The 22,205-nt window shown below is 65.3% G+C and carries 18 protein-coding genes; 6 read left to right on the forward strand and 12 right to left on the reverse strand.

Annotated features, from left to right (window positions below; all coding sequences use genetic code 11):
• Nucleotides 1-144: 144 nt before the first annotated feature.
• Together ACYVNQ_RS22325 and ACYVNQ_RS22330 are read left to right on the forward strand one after the other, a co-directional pair.
• Nucleotides 145-1,476 (forward strand): dicarboxylate/amino acid:cation symporter, encoded by a 1,332-nt coding sequence (locus ACYVNQ_RS22325; protein WP_460904832.1) that lies wholly within the window; start codon nucleotides 145-147, stop codon nucleotides 1,474-1,476.
• A 187-nt stretch (nucleotides 1,477-1,663) separates the two neighbouring features.
• Entirely contained in the window at nucleotides 1,664-3,208 is a 1,545-nt protein-coding gene (locus ACYVNQ_RS22330; protein ID WP_460904834.1) for a methyl-accepting chemotaxis protein, read from the forward strand.
• A gap of 492 nt (nucleotides 3,209-3,700) precedes the next feature.
• Here the strand turns inward: ACYVNQ_RS22330 and ACYVNQ_RS22335 are convergent, their stop codons facing one another.
• A complete protein-coding gene (locus ACYVNQ_RS22335) occupies nucleotides 3,701-4,180 on the reverse strand; it encodes an outer membrane lipoprotein (RefSeq protein ID WP_460904836.1) in 480 nt (159 codons plus the stop codon).
• A 541-nt stretch (nucleotides 4,181-4,721) separates the two neighbouring features.
• Here ACYVNQ_RS22335 and ACYVNQ_RS22340 point away from each other — a divergent pair.
• The gene (locus tag ACYVNQ_RS22340; RefSeq protein ID WP_460904838.1) at nucleotides 4,722-5,567 is read left to right on the forward strand and encodes a MipA/OmpV family protein; all 846 of its coding nucleotides are present in this window, start codon (nucleotides 4,722-4,724) and stop codon (nucleotides 5,565-5,567) included.
• A 134-nt stretch (nucleotides 5,568-5,701) separates the two neighbouring features.
• Here ACYVNQ_RS22340 and ACYVNQ_RS22345 read toward each other — a convergent pair whose 3' ends face one another.
• From ACYVNQ_RS22345 to ACYVNQ_RS22380, 8 genes are all read right to left on the reverse strand, one after another.
• Nucleotides 5,702-6,535 (reverse strand): hypothetical protein, encoded by an 834-nt coding sequence (locus ACYVNQ_RS22345; protein ID WP_460904840.1) that lies wholly within the window; start codon nucleotides 6,533-6,535, stop codon nucleotides 5,702-5,704.
• A gap of 84 nt (nucleotides 6,536-6,619) precedes the next feature.
• Complete coding sequence (locus tag ACYVNQ_RS22350; protein ID WP_460904842.1) at nucleotides 6,620-6,772, reverse strand: hypothetical protein; 153 nt, start codon at nucleotides 6,770-6,772, stop codon at nucleotides 6,620-6,622.
• A gap of 256 nt (nucleotides 6,773-7,028) precedes the next feature.
• Nucleotides 7,029-7,772, reverse strand: a complete 744-nt coding sequence (locus ACYVNQ_RS22355; RefSeq protein WP_460904844.1) for a PIG-L family deacetylase — start codon at nucleotides 7,770-7,772, stop codon at nucleotides 7,029-7,031.
• A gap of 328 nt (nucleotides 7,773-8,100) precedes the next feature.
• Nucleotides 8,101-8,688: a nucleotidyltransferase family protein gene (locus tag ACYVNQ_RS22360; RefSeq protein ID WP_460904846.1), complete on the reverse strand. Its 588-nt coding sequence runs from the start codon at nucleotides 8,686-8,688 to the stop codon at nucleotides 8,101-8,103.
• Between the two features lie 208 nt (nucleotides 8,689-8,896).
• Complete coding sequence (locus tag ACYVNQ_RS22365) at nucleotides 8,897-11,128, reverse strand: xanthine dehydrogenase family protein molybdopterin-binding subunit (protein ID WP_460904848.1); 2,232 nt, start codon at nucleotides 11,126-11,128, stop codon at nucleotides 8,897-8,899.
• Nucleotides 11,125-12,129, reverse strand: a complete 1,005-nt coding sequence (locus tag ACYVNQ_RS22370; protein ID WP_460904850.1) for an FAD binding domain-containing protein — start codon at nucleotides 12,127-12,129, stop codon at nucleotides 11,125-11,127. The genes ACYVNQ_RS22365 and ACYVNQ_RS22370 overlap by 4 nt, the downstream gene beginning before the upstream one ends.
• Before the next feature lie 13 nt (nucleotides 12,130-12,142).
• A complete protein-coding gene (locus ACYVNQ_RS22375) occupies nucleotides 12,143-12,913 on the reverse strand; it encodes a (2Fe-2S)-binding protein (protein WP_460904852.1) in 771 nt (256 codons plus the stop codon).
• 1,041 nt (nucleotides 12,914-13,954) lie between these two features.
• Nucleotides 13,955-14,641, reverse strand: a complete 687-nt coding sequence (locus ACYVNQ_RS22380) for a response regulator transcription factor (RefSeq protein ID WP_460904854.1) — start codon at nucleotides 14,639-14,641, stop codon at nucleotides 13,955-13,957.
• Between the two features lie 313 nt (nucleotides 14,642-14,954).
• Between ACYVNQ_RS22380 and ACYVNQ_RS22385 the strand changes: the two genes are divergently transcribed.
• On the forward strand, nucleotides 14,955-15,893 hold the full coding sequence (locus tag ACYVNQ_RS22385) for a LysR family transcriptional regulator (protein WP_460904856.1): 939 nt from the start codon (nucleotides 14,955-14,957) through the stop codon (nucleotides 15,891-15,893).
• 56 nt (nucleotides 15,894-15,949) lie between these two features.
• Here the strand turns inward: ACYVNQ_RS22385 and ACYVNQ_RS22390 are convergent, their stop codons facing one another.
• A complete protein-coding gene (locus ACYVNQ_RS22390) occupies nucleotides 15,950-17,245 on the reverse strand; it encodes an aspartate carbamoyltransferase (protein ID WP_460904858.1) in 1,296 nt (431 codons plus the stop codon).
• A gap of 69 nt (nucleotides 17,246-17,314) precedes the next feature.
• Nucleotides 17,315-19,426 (reverse strand): putative bifunctional diguanylate cyclase/phosphodiesterase, encoded by a 2,112-nt coding sequence (locus tag ACYVNQ_RS22395; protein ID WP_460904860.1) that lies wholly within the window; start codon nucleotides 19,424-19,426, stop codon nucleotides 17,315-17,317.
• Nucleotides 19,427-19,742: 316 nt separating this feature from the next.
• Between ACYVNQ_RS22395 and ACYVNQ_RS22400 the strand changes: the two genes are divergently transcribed.
• Both ACYVNQ_RS22400 and ACYVNQ_RS22405 read left to right on the forward strand, forming a co-directional pair.
• Nucleotides 19,743-20,327 carry a nitrogen fixation protein NifQ gene (locus ACYVNQ_RS22400; protein ID WP_460904862.1) on the forward strand — a complete coding sequence of 195 codons (585 nt, stop codon included), beginning with the start codon at nucleotides 19,743-19,745 and terminating at the stop codon, nucleotides 20,325-20,327.
• Nucleotides 20,328-20,531: 204 nt separating this feature from the next.
• The gene (locus ACYVNQ_RS22405; protein WP_460904864.1) at nucleotides 20,532-20,972 is read left to right on the forward strand and encodes a hypothetical protein; all 441 of its coding nucleotides are present in this window, start codon (nucleotides 20,532-20,534) and stop codon (nucleotides 20,970-20,972) included.
• A 32-nt stretch (nucleotides 20,973-21,004) separates the two neighbouring features.
• Here ACYVNQ_RS22405 and ACYVNQ_RS22410 read toward each other — a convergent pair whose 3' ends face one another.
• Nucleotides 21,005-22,168 carry an FUSC family protein gene (locus ACYVNQ_RS22410; RefSeq protein WP_460904866.1) on the reverse strand — a complete coding sequence of 388 codons (1,164 nt, stop codon included), beginning with the start codon at nucleotides 22,166-22,168 and terminating at the stop codon, nucleotides 21,005-21,007.
• Nucleotides 22,169-22,205 lie beyond the last annotated feature (37 nt).

Below are 22,205 nucleotides of genomic sequence, written 5' to 3' on the forward strand. Positions count from 1 at the left end.
AAGCGGCTTTGTCGCATCACGACGGTCCGCGCGCAAACCAACCGTGGGAGCGGTGCGCGCGAAAACGACCGTCAAGTACTTGAGTCAGTGTGCCGTTAGCCACGTACGGTCTAACGGCACACATGCCGGAAGAGGAGACCCAGCATGAGTGTTCAACGTATCAGACAGAGCCTTTCCAAGCTGTATGTGCAGGTGCTGATCGGCATCATCATCGGCGTGCTGCTTGGCCACTTCAATCCCGACGTCGGCTCGCAGATGAAGCCGCTCGGCGATCTGTTCATCAAGCTGATCCGCATGGTGCTGGCACCGATCATTTTTGCATCGGTGGTGGTCGGCATCGCGCGCATGAACGACATTCACGAAGCCGGACGGGTCGGCGTGAAAGCGCTGTTGTACTTCGAAATCGTGTCGACCTTTGCGCTCGCGATCGGTCTGGTGGTGGTCAACGTGATGAAGCCGGGCGCCGGCATGAACGTCGATCCCGCGCATATCGATGCCGCGTCGATCGCCACCTTCACGCATGCCGCGAAAGAACACGGCGCGATCGACTTCTTCATGAACATCGTGCCGTCGACGATCGTCGGGGCGTTCGCCAACGGCGATATGCTGTCGATCATCTTCTTCTCGGTGCTGTTCGCCGTCGCGCTCGCGAAGATGGGCAAGCGCGCCGAGCCGTTCGTCGACATGCTCGACACGTTCCTGCACGGCATGTTCGGCGTGGTGCGCATCGTGATGTACGTCGCGCCGATCGGTGCATTCGGCGGCATTGCGTTTACGGTCGGCAAGTACGGCATTGGAACCTTGAAGCAGTTCGGCGAACTGATGCTGTGCGTGTACCTGACTTCGGTGGTGTTCATCGTCGTGATTCTCGGCACGATCATGCGCATGTGCGGGCTGTCGCTGTGGAAGTACCTGCGCTACATCAAGGACGAAATCCTGATCACGTTCGGTACCGCGTCGACTGAAGCGGTGCTGCCGCAGATGCTGATCAAGATGGAACAGCTTGGCTGTCGCAAGTCGGTGGTCGGCATGGTGCTGCCGACCGGCTACACGTTCAATGCCGACGGCACGTCGATCTATCTGACGATGGCGGCGATTTTCGTCGCGCAGGCGATGAACATTCCGTTGACGCTCGAAGACCAGCTGATCGTGCTCGGCGTGCTGCTGTTCACGTCGAAGGGTTCGGCGGGGGTGGCGGGCGCGGGTTTCGTGGCGCTGGCGGCGACGCTGTCGTCGATGCACAGCATTCCGGTCGCGGGCCTCGTGTTGCTGCTCGGCGTGGACCGTTTCCTGAACGAAGCGCGCGCAGTGACCAATCTGATCGGCAATGGTGTCGCGACACTCGCTGTCGCGCGTTGGGAAGGTGCGCTCGATCGGGTCCGCGTGAAGGCGATTCTCGACGGCCGCCTCGACCCGGAATCGATCGATACGCCCGACAGTCTGCCGCTGAACGCCGAGCCCGCCAGCGGCCGGTAATAACGACAGCATGACCAGCACGAGATGAGCTTGTTTGCGCCGCGTTTTGACGCGGCGCAAACGTTTTTTTGCAGGAAAAGCTCAAGTTGGGTGAGAAGGTGCCGTTGATATCAGTGAAAGACCAAGCGCTTGCGTTTATCGTCAGCGCAAGGGCCGCCGATACAAACAACAACCTTCTTGCCCAATCATGTTTTCACGCCTCTCCATTTCAGCCCGATTGTGGGCTACGACAGCGCTGCTGGGTGTTCTGATGGTCGCACTCGGGCTGCTCGCGCAGTTCGGCATGCAGGACCTCAGCGACGACCTCGATTACGCGTATTCGAACCAGCTTGCTTCGTCGATCGCACTCGGCAAATCCAACCTGAACCTGACGATCGTGCGCACCACGATCGATCGCGCGATGCTGCACCCGGAATCGCCGGACGTGCCGCAACTGCTGCAAAAAGCGCTCGACTACCTGGCGATTTCGGATCGCGCATGGCAGGAGTACAGCACGCTGCCGCACGAGCCGGAAGAGCAGCAACTGGTGGACGCGGCCAACGCCGCGCGCACGGCGATCGTGCAGCAGGCGCTGCTGCCGATGATCGACGCCATCAAAAAGGGCGACCAGCGCACTGCCGACGACATCGCGATGCGCGGCATCGTCAAGTACACGGTGCCGCTCGCGAAAGCGTGGGACGCGCTCGCGCAATGGAAGCTCGAGCGCGGCAAGCGCGCGTTCGATTCGGCGCACGACAATTTCCGGATGCTGCGTATCGTCGGGCTGGTGCTGATCGTGGTCGGGCTGGCGGCATGCGTCGGCTGCGCGATGGGGCTGAACCGTTCGATCTCGCGGCCGCTCGTCACGGTGCTCGAGCAGTTGCGGCGTATCGCCAGCGGCGATCTGACCGGCCGCTTCGACGCCCATTCGCAAGACGAAATGGGCAAGCTGGTCGAAGGCCTGAAGACGATGCAAGGCGGTCTCACTGAAACGGTGCGCCAGGTCACGCATAGCTCGGAATCGATCGTCACGGCGACGCGCCAGATCGCAGCGGGCAATGGCGACCTGTCGCAGCGTACCGAAGAGCAGGCCGCATCGCTGCAGGAAACCGCGGCGAGCATGGAACAGCTGACCGCCACGGTCAAACAGAACGCCGACAACGCGCGTCAGGCGCAAGAGCTGGCCGGCAAGGCCAACCTGATCGCGGGACGCGGCGCGAGCGTGGTGGGCGACGTGGTGGAGACGATGGGCAGCATCGACCACAGCTCGCAGAAAATTGCCGACATCACCGGCGTGATCGAAAGCATTGCGTTCCAGACCAACATCCTCGCGCTGAATGCAGCCGTCGAAGCAGCGCGTGCTGGGGATCAGGGGCGCGGCTTCGCGGTGGTGGCGGGCGAAGTGCGCTCGCTCGCGCAGCGCGCCGGCGTCGCGGCCAAGGAGATCAAGGAACTGATCGGCGCTTCGGTGGAGCGCGTCAGTGCGGGTGCGCGTCTCGTCGGTACGGCCGGCGAGACGATGGAAGAGCTGCGCCAGTCGATCGGGCACGTGACGTCGATCATGGCTGAGATCGCCGCGGCTTCCGAAGAACAGCGCGACGGCATCGAGCAGGTCAACCGCGCGGTATCGCAGATGGACCAGGTGTCGCAACAGAATGCGGCGCTGGTCGAGCAGGCCGCTGCCGCAGCCGCCGCGCTCGACGAGCAGGCGCATTCGCTGCGCCGGGCGGTGTCGGTGTTTCAGCTGGCTTGAGGCAGGGCGCGAGGCCGCGGGCGGGCGCGCGTGATTCGATGCGCGCGTGCACCGCATACAGCGGTGCCTCGCGGCCGCTCTTCGCACGGCCCCAGATTTCTTCATCGGTCAGCGTGGTCTCGATCAATTCGACCGGCATGCCGCCGTCCTCCACCGCGGCTACGCGAAACCCCGCGACCGGCTCGTACGGGCGGAGCAGCACGGTCATTCCCTCAAGCGCCTCGTCCAGCTTGTCGACCTTGAATGCAAGGTGCGGCACGCTCTGCAGCAGCGGATGCAGCGGGCACCCCTTCTCAAAGCGATGGAACTGCACGCGCGCGAGTTCGCAGCCGCTGTCGCTCGTGTACATCCGCATCGCGGCACTGTAGCGTTCGCTCCCGCGGATGGTGCGGGTCGGGATGCCCAGGTGATGAAACTCGTAGTTGACGCCGTTGCGCATGAACATTTTTTCCACCTCGATGCCTTTCGCCTCGTCCGCACTTGCGACGCGATTCAGTAGGTCACGCGCGTGACGCCGCCTTCAGACAGGAGCTGTACCCGCTCGCCGGGATAGAAGCGGCCTTCGCCGGTACTTTGCGTGACGGCGCGTAGCGCGCCGTCGTCGAGGCGCACGGTGATTTCTTCGCCTTGATGACGCTCCAGATGGGTTTGCACCTGGTCGCCGGCCACCGCGCCCGCGACGCCACCGAGAATGCCGCTGAACAGCGAGCCGCGGCCATGGCCGATGGCGCTGCCCGCCACCGCGCCGAGCAGACCGCCGCCGATCGCACCGAACACGCCCGGCTGGCCGTTGCTCGCGTCGATCGTCACCGGGCGCACGCTTTCGACCGTGCCCATGCGCACGCTTGCTTCGCGCTGCGTATCGAACGAGCTGTACATGTCGGCGGAGCCGGCGGGTACTGTCGCGCAGGCCGACAAGGCGACGGAGCAAAGCAGGGCCGCGGTGGCGGCAGTCATCATCGAGCGTTCCATTTTTTTCCCCTCGCTGCGCGTTTGCGCGGTATCGATGGATGCATCGTAGCGGCGTCGAATGAGCCGAAAATGAGGCCGCCAGGTCGCCGGCCGTGCCGCTCTCGCGCCTCCCGGCTGGGCCGCTGCCGGGCCGGCTCGTGCATCCGTGTGCGCGTTGTTTGCACGCGGTTTTCCGATCGTTTGCGCCTTTGCTTTGAGCCACCTGCGGCAAGCCGCGCAGTGCGCTGTGCCCGGCGGGTTCGCAGCACAACACACGGCCGCTTGCGCCCGATGTAAGGTGCTGGTACGCGGTTTGCTCTACGGATGGCGGCCGGTTTTGCGGGACGGACCACCCGGCCACGATGTCGCATCAAGGCGCGCTGACATGCTCGCTCACCCGTCAGGGCCCGCGCCGCCCGTCCAGTCGCCGCCAGATACTGGCCGCGGCGGGGCCGGCGGACGCGCAGCCGGATCAACCAACCAGAACATGGGAGGCGTTGTGGCGTCAACGAAACGCACCGGGCGCAATACCGGAACGTGCTGTACACCGAAGGCCGGCAGCGTGGCCCGCCGCGCCGCGACCAGTGCCGCGCTGACTGCGCTGACCGCGTTGGCCGCGCCCGCTGCCCATGCGCAAACGCCGTCGCCGCTCGGCGAATGGCAATACTCGGCGGGCATACCACTCGAAAAGATGTTCTCGACCGAGCGTCCGACCTGGGAGACCCGCATCGGTACTGGTTTGACGTTCGAACCGCGTTATGACGGCTCGTCGCGTTATCACATTCTTGCCGGGCCGAGCCTCGATATCCGTTACAAGGATCTGGCGTTTCTGTCGACCGGCGAAGGGCTCGGCGTGAACTTCGCGCAAGGGCAGAACTGGCGCGCGAGTCTGTCGGCCGTGTACGACCTCGGACGGCGCGGCCACGACGATCCGCAGCACCTGAACGGCCTCGGCAACATCAATCCGGCGCCGGAACTCAAGCTGGCGGCCGAATACGTGGTGTCGAAGGAATTTCCGCTGGTGTTTCGTACCGCGATTACACGCAGCATCGGCGGCTCGAACGGCTGGCTTGCGGATGTCGGCGCGTATATGCCGCTGCCGGGCAGCTCGGAATCGTTCTTCTGGTTCGCGGGGCCTTCGGTGACGTTTGCCGATTCGACGTACATGAACAGCTGGTTCGGCGTGAACCCGGCGCAGTCGGCCGCGTCGGGTTACCGGCAGTACGACGCGAGCGCCGGCCTGAAGTCGGCGGGCTTCGGCCTTACGATGATCTGGTTCGTCAACAAGCACTGGTTCGTGACCGCCGACGGCGCGTTAAAGCGCCTGCTCGGCAGCGCGGCGCATAGCCCGATCATCCAGACCAAGACCAATGGGGTGTGCGACGTGTCGATTAACTATCAGTTCTGAAGCGGGCGGGGCATCAGCGCAGAGTTGTCGGCTGTGGCGGCGGCCATGTCAGGGGAGGCGCTTGCTGGATTGCCGGTGGATTGCCTGCGACCCGCACGATGGCTCGCAACGCGGCGCCTGTTGCGATTACCTTCCTAGTCCGCCGCGCCGTGGGGGCCGCCTGGTGTCGACGCGCGCGCCGGCGGTAGCGGTGCCTTTTGCGGCGCGATGCCGCGCGCGGCCACGGCCCACTGTCTGGTGAAACCCTGCACGACCACGGCAGCCGCGCTTGCCGCCGCAAACGCGGCAAGCGGCGGGACGCGCGGCAGCGCAACCGATAGCAGCAGACAGAACGCACCGAACGAAAACCGCCCAGCCACCATGCCGCGCAGCAATGCGATGACAAACGCGGGGCCGTGCGCGCGATGCGACGACACAGATAGCACGAGGCTCATCAGCGGAAACACTGCAAGAAGGCCGCTCCACGCGGGGCCGAGCCGCCCGGACAGGGTCGTGACGAGCGCTGTGAGCGCGGCGCCGGCGAGCATCCGGCCAAGCAGGTCGATACGCGTGAGCGGCGCGCCGGCGGCATGCGCAAAGCTCCGCGGCAAGAAGGCATTGCCGAACGCCACCGCGGCCAACGCGCATAGGGCCGCCCAGATGGGCGAGGCGGGTAGCCGCGAAAGCATCAGCGCGCAAGCCAGCCACACCGCCAGCGCGGCGGCGAGGGCGCGGGGCCAGCGCGACGTGCGGCAGGTCCACGCATAACCGAAATTGAAGGCCTCGGACGCGAGAATCGCGGCGAGCGACAGCGTCGCAGCATGCGCACCGAATTGCGGGCCATGCGCGAGCACCAGCAAGTACAGAATCGGCCCGGCCACTACAGGCAGACCGGCAAGCCAGCCGGCGACCGCGGGCCCCCACCATTTGCCCGCCATCGAAACGATCAACAGGAACGACGGAACCAGCGTGAGCTTGAGTGCAAGCATCGTGAGGCGCGCGGGATTTAAAGCCGGAGTATACCGGCGCGGGGCGCATATACTGCCGCACCACCTTCGACGCTAACCCTTCCGTTACACCGGATCCTTATCCGGTGGCCCTTCGGGCCGTTGCGGCTCGTCGTTGTGATGGCCCGGGGACGGCGGCGTGAGCGGATCGCCTTCCGGGTCGCGTGTGGGGTCGGCGAGCGGCTCGGGAATCGGGCTGGTGTGGATACGGCAGATCATGGCATTACCTCGTTGGCCGCCCGCGGGCGGCGTGCAGGTTGCGCGCGCCACGCCGAGACGCGTGGGCTTGCTTCAGATAGCGTAGGCGATCCCGCGTGTGCCTGCGGATCGTCATGCTGGGTTCGGATCGCCGCGACGCGCATGCGACGGCGCTTGCGCCGCATGCCGTTGCCTAGCCGTGCTTGGCCGTGCCCAACCGTCCAACCGTCCCAACCGTCCTAATCGTCCTAACCGTCCTAACCGTCCTAACCGTGGCCTAGCGCTGCCCACGGCGGCCTGCCGCCCGATCCGCGGCCCGCTGCGCCGCGCCGCGTAGCGCATCGAGCCGCCAGTAGCGCTCGGCGCCGAACACGTCCGCGTAGCCGTGCGGGCCGAACGCGTGCAACTGGCTCGCGTACGCGCTTACCGCTTCGCGCTTGAGCAGCGCCTGGCGCTCGGGGTCGATCGTGTGCTGCGCGGCCGGATGCGCGGGCGTCGCGACAATGCCGCGTTGCGCGAGGTCGGCAAGCCGCATCTGCACGACACCGGGCTGCGTCCGGTGGATCGCTTCTTCGTACCCGAACCACGTCAGATGCAACAGCCGCGGCAGGATTTCGCAACACGCGTCGAACACCAGTGCGTGGTCGGCGTGATGCAGGCCGAGCGGCATCAGCAATGTGTTGGCCGTCGAACCGTAGATGGCTTCCTCGAGCGCGGCGGCCAGCTTGCCGATCGACGGCGAATCGAGGTACTGGCCGTCGCGAAACGGCATGCGCAGCGGAATCGCATCGAGTACCGCGAGCGCATGGTTGTCCTCGATCGTGCGCGCGTGTACCGCGGCAAGTGAACTGGAAAAGCCCGCCCGCTCATCCCATTCGGTGCGCATATCGTGTTCGGGAGGAGCGGCGAAGACGGTGCAGACTGCGGCATCGGGATGACTGGCGAGCAATGCGCCGCAACTGAATACGGCGTCGTCGAAATGCGGAGATACGACAAAGAGGCGCGGATTGGTTTCGCTCATAAACTCATGGAGGTATGGACGGGGCCCGGCGGTGTCCGGTGACGGCAGCCGGCGCGGCTTTTACAGCTGGCGCGCGCACTGCTGCGTTCCGTTTTAGCAGCTTCAGCTTAGATGGAAATGCGCCGCAGCGTGCCGCGTTTTTTGGCGCCCGTGCGGGAGGCGGCGCAAGGCATATGCCTGGTACTGGTGCGCGTGCCGTGCATGTGCGCGTGACGGAAACGGCGTGGAAGAGCCCGCCGCGATGCCGCCTGGATTGCGCGTCGGCCAATCTTGCAACCGCGGGCTGTGGCGAGGACAGAAATACGCGCCCACATCCGTCCATACGCGCCTAAAGCTTGCGCAGATCCTCCGGCGTATCGATATCGCTGAGCACGCCGGGATCGTCGACGTCGAGCCGCGTCACCGCATGCAGCGCAAACAGTGCGCGTGCACCGGTGTCGCCGTCGAGCGCCAGCAAAGCATCGCGATGCGCGACGCCGAAGCCGACCGGATGACCGCGTTGCCCACGGTAATACGGCGCGACCAGCGAGGCGCCGCCTTCCAGCGCGCGTGCGATCGCTTCGATGGAGGCCTCGGCGATGCGCGGCATATCGGCGAGTGCGACGATCCAGCTTTCCGCATCGTCGCTGGCGGCCACGCCTGCCGCGAGGCTCGCACCCATGCCGCGCTCTGCGTCGACGCTGAACACCACGTCGCAGCCGGCGTCGTTGAGCACACGCGCGAGCGGGTCGGAGCCGGGCCGCACGACGGCGACCACGCGCGGCACCACATGCAGCAGCCGGTGCGCGGCCTCGTGCGCCACGGGCGTGCCGTCGGGCAGACGCGCGAGCAGTTTGTTGTGAATGCCGTCCGGATCGAAACGCGATCCGTAACCGGCGGCGAGCAGCACGCCGGTGGCGAGCGACGCATAAGCCATGGGCGGCCCCGAAGGAAGGGAATGAAGCCGATTGTGCGGTGCAACTGATGCATGGCGCAAGCAGGAATCGATCTGCAGATGCGAACGCGCGCGGCGGATGCCGCGCGCCGCCACGGCGTGTCGTGCTTACGCGGGCCTGCGCCAAGGCCGAATGCGTGCAGCGCCGCACACATCCCGCCTGCTGCAGCGCAAGCCCGCGCTGCAACGCTTACGCGACGCTTACCCGCGTGCCCGCCATCACCTTGTCGAGCGTGATCGGCAGGTCGCGCACGCGCACGCCGGTCGCGTGGTACACGGCATTGGCGATCGCCGCCGGCACACCCGTGATGCCGATTTCGCCGATCCCCTTGACCCCCAGCGAACTGATGTACGGATCGACTTCGTCGAGCACCACCACGTCGAGCGCGTTGACGTCGGCATTGACCGGCACGTGATACTCGGCGAGGTTCATGTTCGTGAAGCGCCCATAGCGCGGATCGAGCTGGCTCTCTTCCTCGAGCGCCGCGCCGATGCCCCACACGAGCCCGCCCATCAGCTGGCTGCGCGCGGTCTTCTGGTTCAGCAGGCGGCCCACGCCGTACACCGCGGTGAGCTTCGCGACGCGAACCGTATTGAAGTCCGCGTCGACATGCACTTCGGCGAACACCGCACCGAACGAGTGGAACGAGTAGCGCTTGAGCTCGTCGCCGGACTTCACCGTCGCGACTGCTTCGATCGGCTGGCCGCCGGCACGCGCGAGCACGGCGGCAGCGGGGTCGCGTCTGGACGGCTCCTTGCGGCTCGTGACCCAGCCGTCTTGCACGGTGACATCCGCGACAGGGGTGCCGTACAGCGGCGATGCGCGATCGGCGAGCGCCAGCGCGATCAGCTTGTCGCGCACCTGGGTGGCGGCCTCGCGCACCGCCGGCGACACGCTCGCCGCCGAACGCGAACCGCCCGAGCCCGGTGCGGGCGGCAGCGTCGAATCGCCCAGCGCGAAGCGGATGTTCTGCGGCGCGAAGCCGAGCGCATCGGCGGCTACCTGAGTCATCACCGTGTACGTGCCGGTGCCGATATCCTGCGTGCCGGATGCAACCATCGCGGTGCCGTCCGGCAGGATTCGCGCGAGCGCCGCCGCTTCGCTGCGGTTTGCCGGGTAGGTCGCGGTGGCCATGCCGAGGCCGATCAGCGTATTGCCGGCGCGCATCGAACGCGGTGCGGGCGTGCGGCGCGACCAGCCGAAGCGTTCCGCTCCGACCCGGTAGCATTCGCGCAGCGCCTTGCTGGACCACGGCTTGTTTTCCTGCGGATCGGCCTCCGCGTAGTTTTTCAGACGCAGTTGCAGCGGGTCCATCTTCAGCTCGACCGCGAGTTCGTCCATCGCGGATTCGAGCGCGAACGAGCCGGTGGTTTCGCCGGGCGCGCGCATGAAGGTCGGCGTGCCGACGTTCAGCGGCACGATGCGGTGCGTGGTGATCTGATTGGGCACCGCATACGACATGCGCGTGACCATGCAGCAGGTCTCGGTCCAGTCTTCGATCGTCGACGTGTTCGAGAAGCTGTCGTGGCGCATCGCGGTCAACGTGCCGTCGTGTTTCGCAGCGAGCACGAAGTGCTGCTCGGTGCACGGCCGGCCGCCTACCGGGCCGAACATCTGCGGCCGCTCGAGCGCGAGCCGCACCGGGCGGCCGGTCTGTTTCGCGGCCATCGCACACAAGCTCACGTGCGACCACGACGAGCCCTTGCCGCCGAAGCCGCCGCCGACAAACGGCGAAATCACGCGCACGCGATCCGGCGGGATGCCGAGCGTACTGGCCACCGCGCTCTTCGCGCCGCTGATGCCTTGCGTCGAGTCGTATAGCGTCAGCTGCGGACCGTCCCAGACGGCCATCGTCGCGTGCGGCTCCATCGGGTTGTGATGTTCCATCGGCGTCGTGTAGACCGCATCGATGCGCACCGGGCCATCGCGCAGGCCGGCTTCATAGTCGCCGCGGGTCGTGTCGGTTTGGCGGCCTTGCGGCTTGTCGGGTGCGTGCGCGTTGACCTTTTCCGCATGGAAATCCAGCGTGGCCGGCTGCGACCGATAGTCGATGCGCAACTGGCGGGCGGCATCGGTTGCATGTTCGAGCGTGTCGGCAACCACTACCGCAACCGGTTCGTTGCTGTAGTGCACCTGGTTGTCCTGCAGCAGCGACAGGCGCCGGCCGGCAGGTGGATTGAAACCCGCCTGGCCGCCTTGCGGCAGCTTCGGCGCATTCAGATACGTCATCACGAGCAGCACGCCGGGCAGCGCCTGCGCGCGGCTTGCATCGATCGACGCAATCGTGCCGCGTGCAATCGTGCTCGTCACCAGCACCGCGTGCGCGAGGCGTGCCTCCGGAAACTCCGCTGCATAGCGCGCCTCACCGGTTACTTTCAGCACGCCGTCGGTACGGTCGAGCGGTTGGCCGATCAGGGTCATACGACACCTCCCGGCATACCCGCCGCCTGGTTGACGGCACGCACGATCGCGCGCTGTGCGAGTTCGATCTTGAAGCGGTTGTCGCGCTGCGGCTGCGCATCGCGTAGCGCGGCGGCCGCTGCATTTTTGACATTGGTGTCAGTTAATGGATGGCCGGCCAGCATCTGCTCGGCCGCATGCGCACGCCATGGCTTGTGCGCGACGCCGCCCAGCGCGATGCGCGCGCTCCTGACGGTGTGCCCGTCCATCTGCAGCGCAGCAGCCACGGACACCAGCGCGAATGCGTAGCTTGCGCGGTCGCGCACCTTCACGTAATGGGCGTGGTCGCTATAGTGCGGTGGCGGCAGATCGACAGCCGTGATCAGTTCGCCGAACTGCAGCGTGGTGTCGAGATCGGGACGCTCGCCCGGCAGCCGGTGAAACTCGCCGATCGGTATGCTGCGCTCGCCGTTCGGGCCGGTGACGCGCACCACCGCATCGAGGGCCGCGAGCGCGACGCTCATATCCGATGGGTTTACGGCGATGCACTGCGGGCTGGCACCGAGAATCGCATGCGTGCGGCTGAAGCCTTCGCGTGCCGCACAGCCGCTGCCCGGCTGACGCTTGTTGCACTGTGCGAATGCGGTGTCGTAGAAGTACGAGCAGCGCGTGCGTTGCATCAGGTTGCCGCCGACCGTGGCCATGTTGCGCAACTGCGCGGATGCGCCGGCCAGCAAGGCTTGCGACAGCAACGGATAGCGTTCGCGCACCAGCGCATGGTTTGCCGCATCGCTGTTGCGTACCAGCGCGCCGACACGCAAGCCGCCGTCGGGCAGCGTGGCGACCGCATCGAGTCCGCCGCCCACGTGTGTGATGTCGACCAGCTTGACGGGCCGGCTCACGCCGCCCTTCATCAGGTCCAGCAGGTTGGTGCCGCCACCGATGAACGATGCGCCCGGCTGCTGGCCGGAGCGCAGGGCGCCGGAGAGGTCTGCGGCCCGTTCGTAGGAAATTGCATCCATGCTCGGCGCTCCTTCAGGCGTTGCCGGCAGGGCCGGCGTGGCTGGCGTTGGCATTGGCGCTGCCGTGCACCGCGCGCACGGCAGCAACGATGTTCGCGTAGGCGCCGCAGCGGCACAGGTTGCCGCTCATGCGTTCGCGGATTTCGTCGTCGCCCAGTTGCGGCGGGTGGCGGCGCACGTCGGCGCTTACCGTGCTGACCGTACCTGCGGCGAATTCGCCTAGCAACGCGGTGGCCGAACACAATTGCCCCGGTGTGCAGTAGCCGCACTGAAACGCATCGTGTTCGATGAACGCGCGCTGCAACGGGCTGAGCGCGCCGTTTTGCGCGAGCCCTTCGACGGTGGTGATTGCTTCGCCTTCGTGCATCACGGCCAGCGTCAGGCATGAGTTGATGCGCCGGCCATCGGCAAGCACCGTGCATGCGCCGCATTGCCCGCGATCGCAGCCTTTCTTGGTGCCCATCAGGCCGGCGTACTCGCGCAGCGCATCGAGCAGCGTGACGCGCGGCTCGAGTTGCAGTGCGTATTCGCGGCCGTTGATCTGCAGCGTGACGGGCCGCGCCGGCGCGGCTGCGGGCGCCGGTGGGCTGACGGGCTGCGGCGCGGCGGGCTGGGTCTGCGCATGCAATTGCGGCGCGGCGCCGACCGTTGCGGCGGCCGCGGCCGATTGCAGAAAGCGGCGGCGCGACGTGTTGGGCGGTGTGGCGATGGAAGATGTGGAAGCGGTGGCGGGGGACGTGACGACGTCGTCGTCCGGTTCGTCACGAACGTGATCCTGACTCATGATGGTCTGCTTGCTCCATGAAAGGTCAATGCAGGGTTGCCGTGAGGTGGCGACGCGGTGCAGCTGCGCGGTGCAGCCGTATCGACAGCGAGTCACGGCAAGCTCAGACAGCAATTTCGGTACCCCGCCGCGCCGGTGATCGGTCGATACCGCGCGCGCAACGCGTCAGATACCGCATCACGCGGGCGCGGTCACAACGAAAGGATGGGTATGGAAAGCGGCCGACGAAGGATGCATCAACGCAGCACGTTGCACGCAACGCCGCGGAAAGTAAATACCTGCACCATTGTCTTGCGCAATTGAAAGGGAAAGTTCACGCGGCGATGCTTGTTGGATTAAGACCCGGGGGTTACAGCCCGGGCTGTCAAAGCCCAGGTTCAGGCCTGAACCGGGGGGGCGCACGGATTGACCGCACGCGCGCATGCGCATTCGAGACAAACCGGCGGCGCCGCGCAACACCGCAATCTCTGGCCAGACGGCGCGTGCAAGGCGCGCCGAAAGCGCGTGAGCCGATTGAGCAATTTGATGAGTCTCTCCGCCATTCACGCATGGAGTGCGCGAACTTAAAGTTCAGTCCATGCCGTCAGCGACGGGAACACGCACAAAGGTAGACCAATCGTGAGGCGACTTCATCGCGCTGTTATCGCAGCGTCAGGGGTGTTGTTGCCAGTGGTTTGCGCAGGAGCGCGGTCAAGCAAGCGCATGAACGAATGACAAGGCGCGGGTCGCAATGCGTTGCGGCCCGCAGCCGGTCAGACGCGCCGTTTTGTCGGGTAGTGGATGCGCCGCAGTGACGCGCGTGGTGACAGGCGGGCGTAAGTTTTCAGGAAAGGCGCGCTGTTTGGTTGGGTGGATCAAGCGCTAATAGAGAAAACAGTGAAATTGCCTGGATATACGTGGCGAAAGGAATAGCAGGGCATTGAGTTAATGCTTGCCAATTCGGTGCATTAAGGAGTTGTGGTGATGAAATGGCTGCAATTGAGCTACTCGAGTCAACGCTATAGGCGTGTGCGAGGCATGGCAAAGCCACGCGGCGATCGATTATTTACGGACCGGTCGGGTTTGCGCGGGCACGGCGAGCGTCGGGTCGATGCCGAGCACCCCCGCTTTCAGTACGAATTCGGCCAGCGAGCGCGATTCCATTTTCTTCATCGCCTGGTTGCGATGAATCTTCACGGTGATTTCGCTGAGGCTCATTTCAGCGGCGATCTGTTTGTTGCGCAGGCCCTTGACCACCAGCACGGTGACTTCACGTTCGCGTGGCGTCAGCAATTCGTAGCAGCGGCGCAAACCGTCGAACGAGCGGTCTTGTGCGCGGCGCTTGCGATCGGTGTCGAGCGCGTCAGCGACCGCGTCGAGCAGATCCTGATCGCGAAACGGCTTGGTCAGAAAGTCGGCCGCGCCGGCTTTCATCGCTCTGACCGACATCGCAATGTCGCCGTGCGCAGTCATGAAAATGATCGGCAGCCGCGAGCGGTCAGCGCCCAGACGCTCTTGCACGACGAGTCCGCTTTGGCCTTTGAGGCGCACGTCCATGACAACGCAAGCAGGAATATCGGGCATCTCGAAGGCGAGAAAGTCTTCTGCACTCGCGAAGGTTTCGACCGCAAAGCCGACCGAGCGCAACAGCATGCGTACGGCTTCGCGCATCGATTCGTCGTCGTCGACGACATAGATGATTGCACTGTCGGTAAGGGCCGCCGGTTGATTGGCGATTGGCTGGTTCATGCGTGAACTCCTTGGGAGACCCTCCATGGCCGGATGGATTGAGAGCATTTATACCAGTGAGCATACTTCCGCTTGGCAATGCATGCAGCGAGATTTTGCGCATGCTGTTAAAGCGTATTAGCGATTTATTCGTTGCGAGTGGTTGCAACTCGTAACGAACGACTGCGGGTCACTTCTGTCGTGAATCAAAAGCGGATTGTTATGGGCTTTTCATTGCCCGTAGAATTCCGGTTTGCGTCGACGTGGTGACCGGCTTAACACTGCCGATGCGCTGTGAAATGTGCGCCGGCTTCATCGATTGATTGAGGTTAAGATGGATTTGTCCGCCGTCGAAGCGTTTGTGCGCGCCGCAGAAGCGAAGAGCTTTACCAGCGCAGCCAAACAAATGGGGTTGACTGCATCGGGCGTCAGCAAAGCGGTCACCAGGCTCGAAACGCAAACGGGTGTGATGTTACTGCATCGTTCGACGAGAAGTGTGGGGCTCACTGCGGAAGGCGCGACTTTTTTCGATCGGTGCCGCGAAATTCTCACGGGTCTAAAGGATGCCGAAGCAGCGTTGCAGCAGTCCGCGCAAGTGCCGTCGGGCAGGTTGCGGGTCGCCGCGCCGATTGCGTTCGGGCGCTCGGTGCTGGTGCCGGCGCTGGTCGAATTTCGGCGTCGCTATCCGGACATCACGGTTGAAGCGAGCTTTTCCGATGCGATGCAGGACATCATCGAAGAAGGCTACGACATTGCGATTCGTATCGGGGATCTGCCGTCGAGCCGCCTCGTCGCTCGCGAAGTAGGCGCCGCGTACTGGATCGCATGTGCAAGCCCTGCGTACCTCGAAGAACACGGCCGGCCGCGCACTCCTGAAGATCTCGCCGCGCATGAATGCGTCGCCTACATGTCGGCGCAAACGCGGCGCTGTCGCGACTGGCATTTCATGTCGGGCAGCCGCGACTGGACCGTGCGGGTCGGCGACAGCGCGCATCAGGTGGTCGATCAATGCGATGCGCTGCTCGATGCGGCGCTGGCCGGTTCAGGCATCGTGTACGTGCATCACTACGCGGCGGCCGAGCATCTGCGCAATGGTGCGCTCGAGCGCGTGCTGGGCGAGTACAGCACGCCGCGCCGCAGTATTCATATCATCTATCCGACGCTGCGGCAGCTTTCGCCGAAAGTCCGTTCGTTTGTCGACTTCGTCATCGAAATGATGGCGGAGTCGCAGCAGCAGTACAGCATCAGCGAAGAAGCGGATATCGCGCTGTAACGGTATGCGCGCGTTGCGATGCTGAGCGTCGCAGCGCGCGCATGTATCTGCGTGAATCAGTCGATGCCGTGAAACACCGCATCGTCCGGACCGAGGTAGACCGGCGGCCGCCATGCGGCGTCGCGCATCGAATGCTGGACCAGATTCTCGACCCCGAGCAGCACCGCGAACACCGCCATGCGCACCGGAATGCCGTTGTCGGTCTGGCGGAAGATCGCGAGCCGCGCATCGTGATTCAGGTCGGTGCTCAGATCGTTCGCGCCCGGCCGGCTGTCGCGCGGCAAAGGATGCATGATCAGCGTGTCCGGGCCGCACATGGTGTCGACCAGCGCCTCGTTGATCTGGAAGTCCGGCGTGTAGCCTTCAAACGATTCGTTGTTGAAGCGTTCCTTCTGGATTCGCGTCGCATAGACGACGTCCGCGCCGCGCAGCCCGTTCGTCAGGTCGTGGGTCTGCTCGATCACGTGGCCGTTGCGGGAAATCTGCTCGACGATATAGGCGGGCATTTCGAGCGTCGGCGGCGAGATCAGCGTGAACTTGATGCCGCGGTACAGCGCCAGCAGCTTGACCAGCGAATGCACGGTGCGTCCGTACTTGAGGTCGCCGACCAGCGCCACATGCGCGCCGTCGACGATCTTGCCCAGACGCGAGAACTCGCGCTGGATCGTGTACAGATCGAGCAGCGCCTGGCTCGGGTGCTCGCCGGGGCCGTCGCCGCCGTTGATCACCGGCAGGTTGGTGGCGCGCGCGAATTCGGCCACCGAGCCTTGGTCGGGATGGCGGATCACCAGCGCGTCGACGTAGCCGCTCATCACGCGGCTCGTGTCGTAAATCGATTCGCCCTTGGCCATCGACGAAAACGTGAAACCGGTGGTGTCGCACACCGAGCCGCCGAGCCGGCAGAACGCCGCGCCGAAGCTGACGCGGGTGCGCGTGCTGGCTTCGAAAAACAGATTGCCGAGCACCGCGCCTTCGAGCACGCGCGAGATTTTGCGGCGCCGTGCGATCGGCTGCATGATGTCCGCCACGCGAAACAGCGCCTCGACCGAGTCGCGCGAGAACTGGTCGACCGACAGCAGTTGCGGCTTGCCTTCGAACAGGATCTGGCTGGCGAGCGACTGCTTGGAGTCTACGCTTTGCGTATATCGGTCGGGCGTATCGGAATGGACGACGATTTCCGACACAAAGCGCTCGACGATCTCCGGCATGGCCCGCGATTCCTGCGAGTCGTCCGGCAGCAGCCATGTGTCCAGCGCCCGGCGGGACACGCCGATGCGGCTGGCGAAGCCGTCCCGCGTGAGGTTCATGCGGCGCATCGCGTCGCGCAGGAAGGCTTGTTGCGGAACGGTCATTCGGGTCACCTTTTTGTGGTTGATATACGCGGTGCGTATATTAGTTCGGTGACGCGCGAAGTCAAGAAATTAATTCATCAGCGCCGCGCCGGGCTTGGTCAGCTGCTCGAGCATCAGTGCGCTGAACGCGTCGGCGGTCAGCGGCCGGCCGAGCAGGAAGCCCTGCATTTCGTCGCACTGCATGCCGCGCAACGTGTCGAGCTGAGACTCGGTTTCGACGCCTTCGGCCACCACGTCCATTTCCAGCGAGTGCGCGAGCGCGATGATCGCCGATACGATTGCGCGGCCCTCGTGGCCGTTGTCGTCGAGACCGTTGGTGAAGAAGCGGTCGATCTTCAGCTGCTTGACGCGAAAACGCTGCAGATACGCGAGGCTCGAATAGCCGGTGCCGAAGTCGTCGATCGAAATCTCGAAGCCGTTCTTCTGGAACTCGCGGATCATCGCGATGGTTTTCGGCGCGTCCTGCATCGCGACGCTTTCGGTGATCTCGAACATCAGCTGCTCGCTCGGCACGTTTTCGGAGCGCACGATCTCGAGCAGCGCGTCGACCAGATCCTGCTGCTGCATCTGGCGCGGCGACAGGTTGACCGCCACCTTCAGCGGCGGCAGGCCGGCGGCCCGCCAGCGGCGAATCTGCCGGCAGGTCTCGCGCACCACCCAGTAACCGATCTGCACGATCTGGCCGGAGCGCTCCGCGATCGGAATGAAATCCATCGGCGCGAGCTGGCCGATCTCCGGATGATCGAGGCGGATCAGCGCCTCCGCGCCGGCTACGGCACCGTTCTCGCTGCGGAATTTCGGCTGGAAGTGCAGCGAGAAGTAGCCCTTGCCGATGCCTTCGTGCAGCGCGCGCTGGATCTTCAGCGTGCGCAGCGCGGCTTCGTTCATGCGCGCTTCGAAAAACCGATAGGTGCTGCGGCCGTCGCGCTTGGCTTCGTACATCGCGGCGTCGGCGTGGCGCAGCAGCGTGTCGACTGTCTCGCCGTCCTGCGGGAACAGCGCGACGCCGATGCTCGGCATCACCTGCAGCGGCTGGCCGTCCGCGACGATGCCGTGACGCATCCGGGTGAGGATGGTTTCGGCGAGCTGCGTCGCGTCCTGCGGAGTCGCGAGGTCTTCGGCGAGGATCACGAACTCGTCGCCGCCCAGCCGCGCGACCGTGTCCGATGCCTGCACGCATTGCTGCAGATGTTGCGCGAAGGCTTTCAGCACTTCGTCGCCGAACGCGTGGCCGAGCGAATCGTTGATCGTCTTGAAGCCGTCGAGATCCATGAACAGGATCGCGAACAGCGTATTGCGCGCGCGCGACACGTGGATCGCGCGTTCGATGCGTTCGGTCAGCGACGCGCGGTTCAGCAGGCCGGTCAGCGTATCGAAGGTCGCGAGCCGCACGATCTGGTTGTTCAGCGTGGTTACCGAGCCGGCCAGAAAGGTGGCGCGCACGTCGAGCCGCGACAGCACCAGCGTGACCACCAGAATCCCGAAGGTGAACAGGATCACCGTGGTGGCGAGCCACTGCGTGTTGGCGCTCGACGCGACGCTGGGATCGGCGCCGGTGAGGGCGCCGCAGATCGCGCCGGGCGGGAAGTCGGCGGCGCCCATCGCGGTGTAGTGCATGCCGGCGATCGCCGCGCCCATCACCGCGGCGGCGCCGATGCGTTTGGCGAGAATGCGGCGCTGGCTCGAATCGCGCAGCGTGTGGGCGATCCACAGCGCGGCCAGCGACGCGCCGATCGCGATCGCCAGCGACGCCGCGAACAGGCCCGGATGGTAGTGGAGCGCGGGCGTCATGCGCATCGCGGCCATCCCGCAGTAGTGCATGCCGGCGATGCCGAAGCCCATCAGGATCCCGCCGCCAACCAGGCGCCGCGGCGTCAGCGCGCGCTGCGTGACGACCGCCAGCGCGAAATACGACACCACGATCGCGATGCCGAGCGACGCGCCGGTGATCGGCAGGTCGTAGCCGAGCGGGATCGGCAGCGAGAAGGCCAGCATGCCGATGAAGTGCATCGACCAGATGCCGACTCCCATCGCCGCCGCGCCGCCCGCCAGCCACCGGTGACGCTGGCGCGCCGCCGCCAGCAGCGAAATGCGGCCGGCAAGGTCGAGCGCCGTGTAGGACGCCAGCGTGGCGACGGCGATCGAAAGGGCGACCAGCGCAGGATTGTACGAACTCAGCATGTCGGGTTCCGCGTTTAGATAACTCCGTCACTGGTTATCGACGCGACCCTGCAATTATTTAGATCACATATTGTTAAGAAGATGTGACGGGTGGCTGGGCTGGGGTACAGATCGGGCTGGAAAGCGATCGTTCGTGACCGGCGAACGGTACGTACGAGGCCGGCCGGATTGCGCACACCCGCGCTCGGCAGCGCGCCTGCGAGGTTGGAAAATTCGCGTGGCAGCCATTTTCGGGGTATTGTGCAGACGAGTCAGCGCGCGGACCGGAACGATCCGGCACACACGACGCGCCGACCGCACTTCGGGGTGCTCGAACATGACGATCTTGCCGACCGAACACGACAGGGTGCCGCGCGATGCGTGCGTCACGATTCTGCTCAATAGTGCGCCGAAGCGCACGGATGCCGATACGGTGGCCTTCGCGCGCCTGATCGGTGCGAAGCTCGCGAGTGGCGAACTGCTGCATCTCGGGCTCGCGCGCGACATGCTTGGCGCGCTCACCGCGCGCCACTTCCCCGGTGCGGTCGAAATCGAAGCTTTCCCCGAACGGATTGCCGACGCACAGCACCAGCCGTTCGTCGACGACCTGCGCAAGCTGCTGTTGCGGCATGAACGGCCGCCGGTCGCCAATGCCATCGACGCGTGGTGCCTCGCTACCATCATCGCGACTGCGTGCCTGCGGCCCGATCACCTGTGGCGCGACCTCGGCCTGACGGGCCGCGAGGATGTCACCGAGATCCTCACGCGGCACTATCCGCGGCTCGTCGCGCGTAACAACGACAACCTGCGCTGGAAGCGCTTTCTCGCGCAACAGCTTGCGCTTGCCAAAGGGCGCACGCCGGGACCCGCGCCGGGTTGTCCGGGGTGCGAGGACTTCGGTTTCTGCTTTCCGAAGGCCTGATTCATACGGCGCAGCTGCATCGCGCAGGCCCAGGCCGCGCGCGCTGCGTCCGTGTCAGTGCCCCGCGCGCACGCGCCTGCGCTCCGCGCATTCCTCCTGATTTGCCTTCTGCGAACCTTGGCTGAAAACGGGGCAGCAACGCCCATCCGATTCCGGTATAAAGAGCGCTGCCTGTTCACCCCATCCATGTTCCAGGAGAAATCGATGTATTCAGTCCGAAAGCTGATCGCGGCGATCAGTCTGCTGGCAGTGGCCGCGAGCAGCGTGCCCGCCATCGCGCAAACTGCTCAACCTGTGCAAACGAGCCCCGGCGGCGCGCCGGTTGCGACGCCGGTCGGCGACGGCACCTTCCTGCTGACCATCTTCCTCAAGCACGACGAGTCGAAAACGCTGCCCGAAATCAACCAGCAGCTCGCGAGGCAAGGTTTTTACAAGGCGTTCCCGCCAGCGGGCGTCGAAGTGGTGTCGTGGTACGTGATGATGGGCATCGGCCAGGTGGTCACGCTGCGCGTGCCCGCCAACCGTCTGCGCGAGGTCAATCGGGTGGTCGAGGAAACCGCGTGGGGCGGGTATCGCACCGAGTTCTATCCGACCTACGACTACAAGGCCGCGGCAGAAGAGGCGCGGCAAAAGGCCGGCAAGTAGCGCAAAAGCAGCGCAAAAGCCGCGCGCTGCGCTTACGGGTTTGCTTCGTCCGGCATGCGCAGCGGCGGCAGGTTCGCGCTTGCCAGGATGACCGCGCCCAGCACCACGATGCCGATCAGGATGCCGGCCAGCCGCAGCAGCGCCGGCATCGGATCAGCCGACCATTGGTGATCCTGGACGAACACCATGATGAACGCGATCGTGAACTGCCGCCCCACGTAACTCGCGCCCGCGCTGCCGGTCTGCACGTGGCAGCCGAGACATATGCCGCACGACAGCGCGGCCATGCATAGCAGCATCTGGCCGTTCATCAGCGGCAGCAGCGCGACGCCGAGCGCGCCGGCCAGCAGGCAGCCGATCAGCCGCTGCACCATCTTCTGTACGACGGGCCGCTGGTCGGGTACGACGAGCGACGCGACCGGCAGCACCATCACCGCTACTGCGGTGACGAGAGCCTGCTGGAAGCCGGGCAGTTTCAGCGCATAAGTGAGCGACGCGATGATCGCGATCGCCAGGCCCGACTGCACGCCGAGCAGCACGCGGGCGGCCTGTACCGCCTGCTGTGGCGGCGCGGCCGCAGCCGCTTGCGCGGCGGCCGCGGCGGTTGCAGAAGGCGCCGCGGGCCGTACGCGCCGATACCAGCGGATGCCGAAGTGAAAGAGCGTCGCAACCAGCACGCAGCACAGCGTGCCGACCAGCACTTCCGCGACGCGCAGCACCGCGAACGACGCGGTTTTTTCCAGCGAAGCGAGTGCGTGCGCCTCGTAGGTCACCATCATCGACGTAATGCCGCCGAGCACCCATGCGTAGGTGAACGCCGTGCCGTTGGCGCGGTAGACGCAATAGCCGCCGATTACACCGAGCACGGGAATGAACAGCCACGGACGATCGCCGATCAGCGGACCGATCACCGCACCGAGCAGCGCGCCGAGCAGCGTGCCGAGCACGCGGTGCATCGCGCGTTCGAGACAGCCGCTGAAACTCACCTGCATCACCGCGAAGCCGCTGATCGCGGCCCACCAGGTGTTCGACAGGTTCAGCCAGTGCGCGAGCGCCACCGACAAGGCCACCGACAACACTGCTTCGGCGGCGAACAGCGCACGCGGTAGCGGCGGTTTCCACGCGGCGAGCTCGCGGCCAAGCGACACGAATGCCGCGCGGCTGATCTGCACGTACGAAAGCAGCGAATTGGTCAACGGGCGGCTCCGGTTCCGGTGCGGGCAGCGGCGCGCG

Source organism: Paraburkholderia jirisanensis, from assembly GCF_054782355.1.

Coding starts and splice junctions, on each gene's coding strand:
- ACYVNQ_RS22400 (WP_460904862.1), top strand. CDS start 19,743: ATGACGATCTTGCCGACCGAACACGACAGGGTGCCGCGCGATGCGTGC.
- ACYVNQ_RS22325 (WP_460904832.1), top strand. CDS start 145: ATGAGTGTTCAACGTATCAGACAGAGCCTTTCCAAGCTGTATGTGCAG.
- ACYVNQ_RS22330 (WP_460904834.1), top strand. CDS start 1,664: ATGTTTTCACGCCTCTCCATTTCAGCCCGATTGTGGGCTACGACAGCG.
- ACYVNQ_RS22395 (WP_460904860.1), bottom strand. CDS start 19,426: ATGCTGAGTTCGTACAATCCTGCGCTGGTCGCCCTTTCGATCGCCGTC.
- ACYVNQ_RS22350 (WP_460904842.1), bottom strand. CDS start 6,772: ATGATCTGCCGTATCCACACCAGCCCGATTCCCGAGCCGCTCGCCGAC.
- ACYVNQ_RS22390 (WP_460904858.1), bottom strand. CDS start 17,245: ATGACCGTTCCGCAACAAGCCTTCCTGCGCGACGCGATGCGCCGCATG.
- ACYVNQ_RS22365 (WP_460904848.1), bottom strand. CDS start 11,128: ATGACCCTGATCGGCCAACCGCTCGACCGTACCGACGGCGTGCTGAAA.
- ACYVNQ_RS22385 (WP_460904856.1), top strand. CDS start 14,955: ATGGATTTGTCCGCCGTCGAAGCGTTTGTGCGCGCCGCAGAAGCGAAG.
- ACYVNQ_RS22375 (WP_460904852.1), bottom strand. CDS start 12,913: ATGAGTCAGGATCACGTTCGTGACGAACCGGACGACGACGTCGTCACG.
- ACYVNQ_RS22345 (WP_460904840.1), bottom strand. CDS start 6,535: ATGCTTGCACTCAAGCTCACGCTGGTTCCGTCGTTCCTGTTGATCGTT.
- ACYVNQ_RS22360 (WP_460904846.1), bottom strand. CDS start 8,688: ATGGCTTATGCGTCGCTCGCCACCGGCGTGCTGCTCGCCGCCGGTTAC.
- ACYVNQ_RS22335 (WP_460904836.1), bottom strand. CDS start 4,180: ATGGAACGCTCGATGATGACTGCCGCCACCGCGGCCCTGCTTTGCTCC.
- ACYVNQ_RS22355 (WP_460904844.1), bottom strand. CDS start 7,772: ATGAGCGAAACCAATCCGCGCCTCTTTGTCGTATCTCCGCATTTCGAC.
- ACYVNQ_RS22370 (WP_460904850.1), bottom strand. CDS start 12,129: ATGGATGCAATTTCCTACGAACGGGCCGCAGACCTCTCCGGCGCCCTG.
- ACYVNQ_RS22405 (WP_460904864.1), top strand. CDS start 20,532: ATGTATTCAGTCCGAAAGCTGATCGCGGCGATCAGTCTGCTGGCAGTG.
- ACYVNQ_RS22380 (WP_460904854.1), bottom strand. CDS start 14,641: ATGAACCAGCCAATCGCCAATCAACCGGCGGCCCTTACCGACAGTGCA.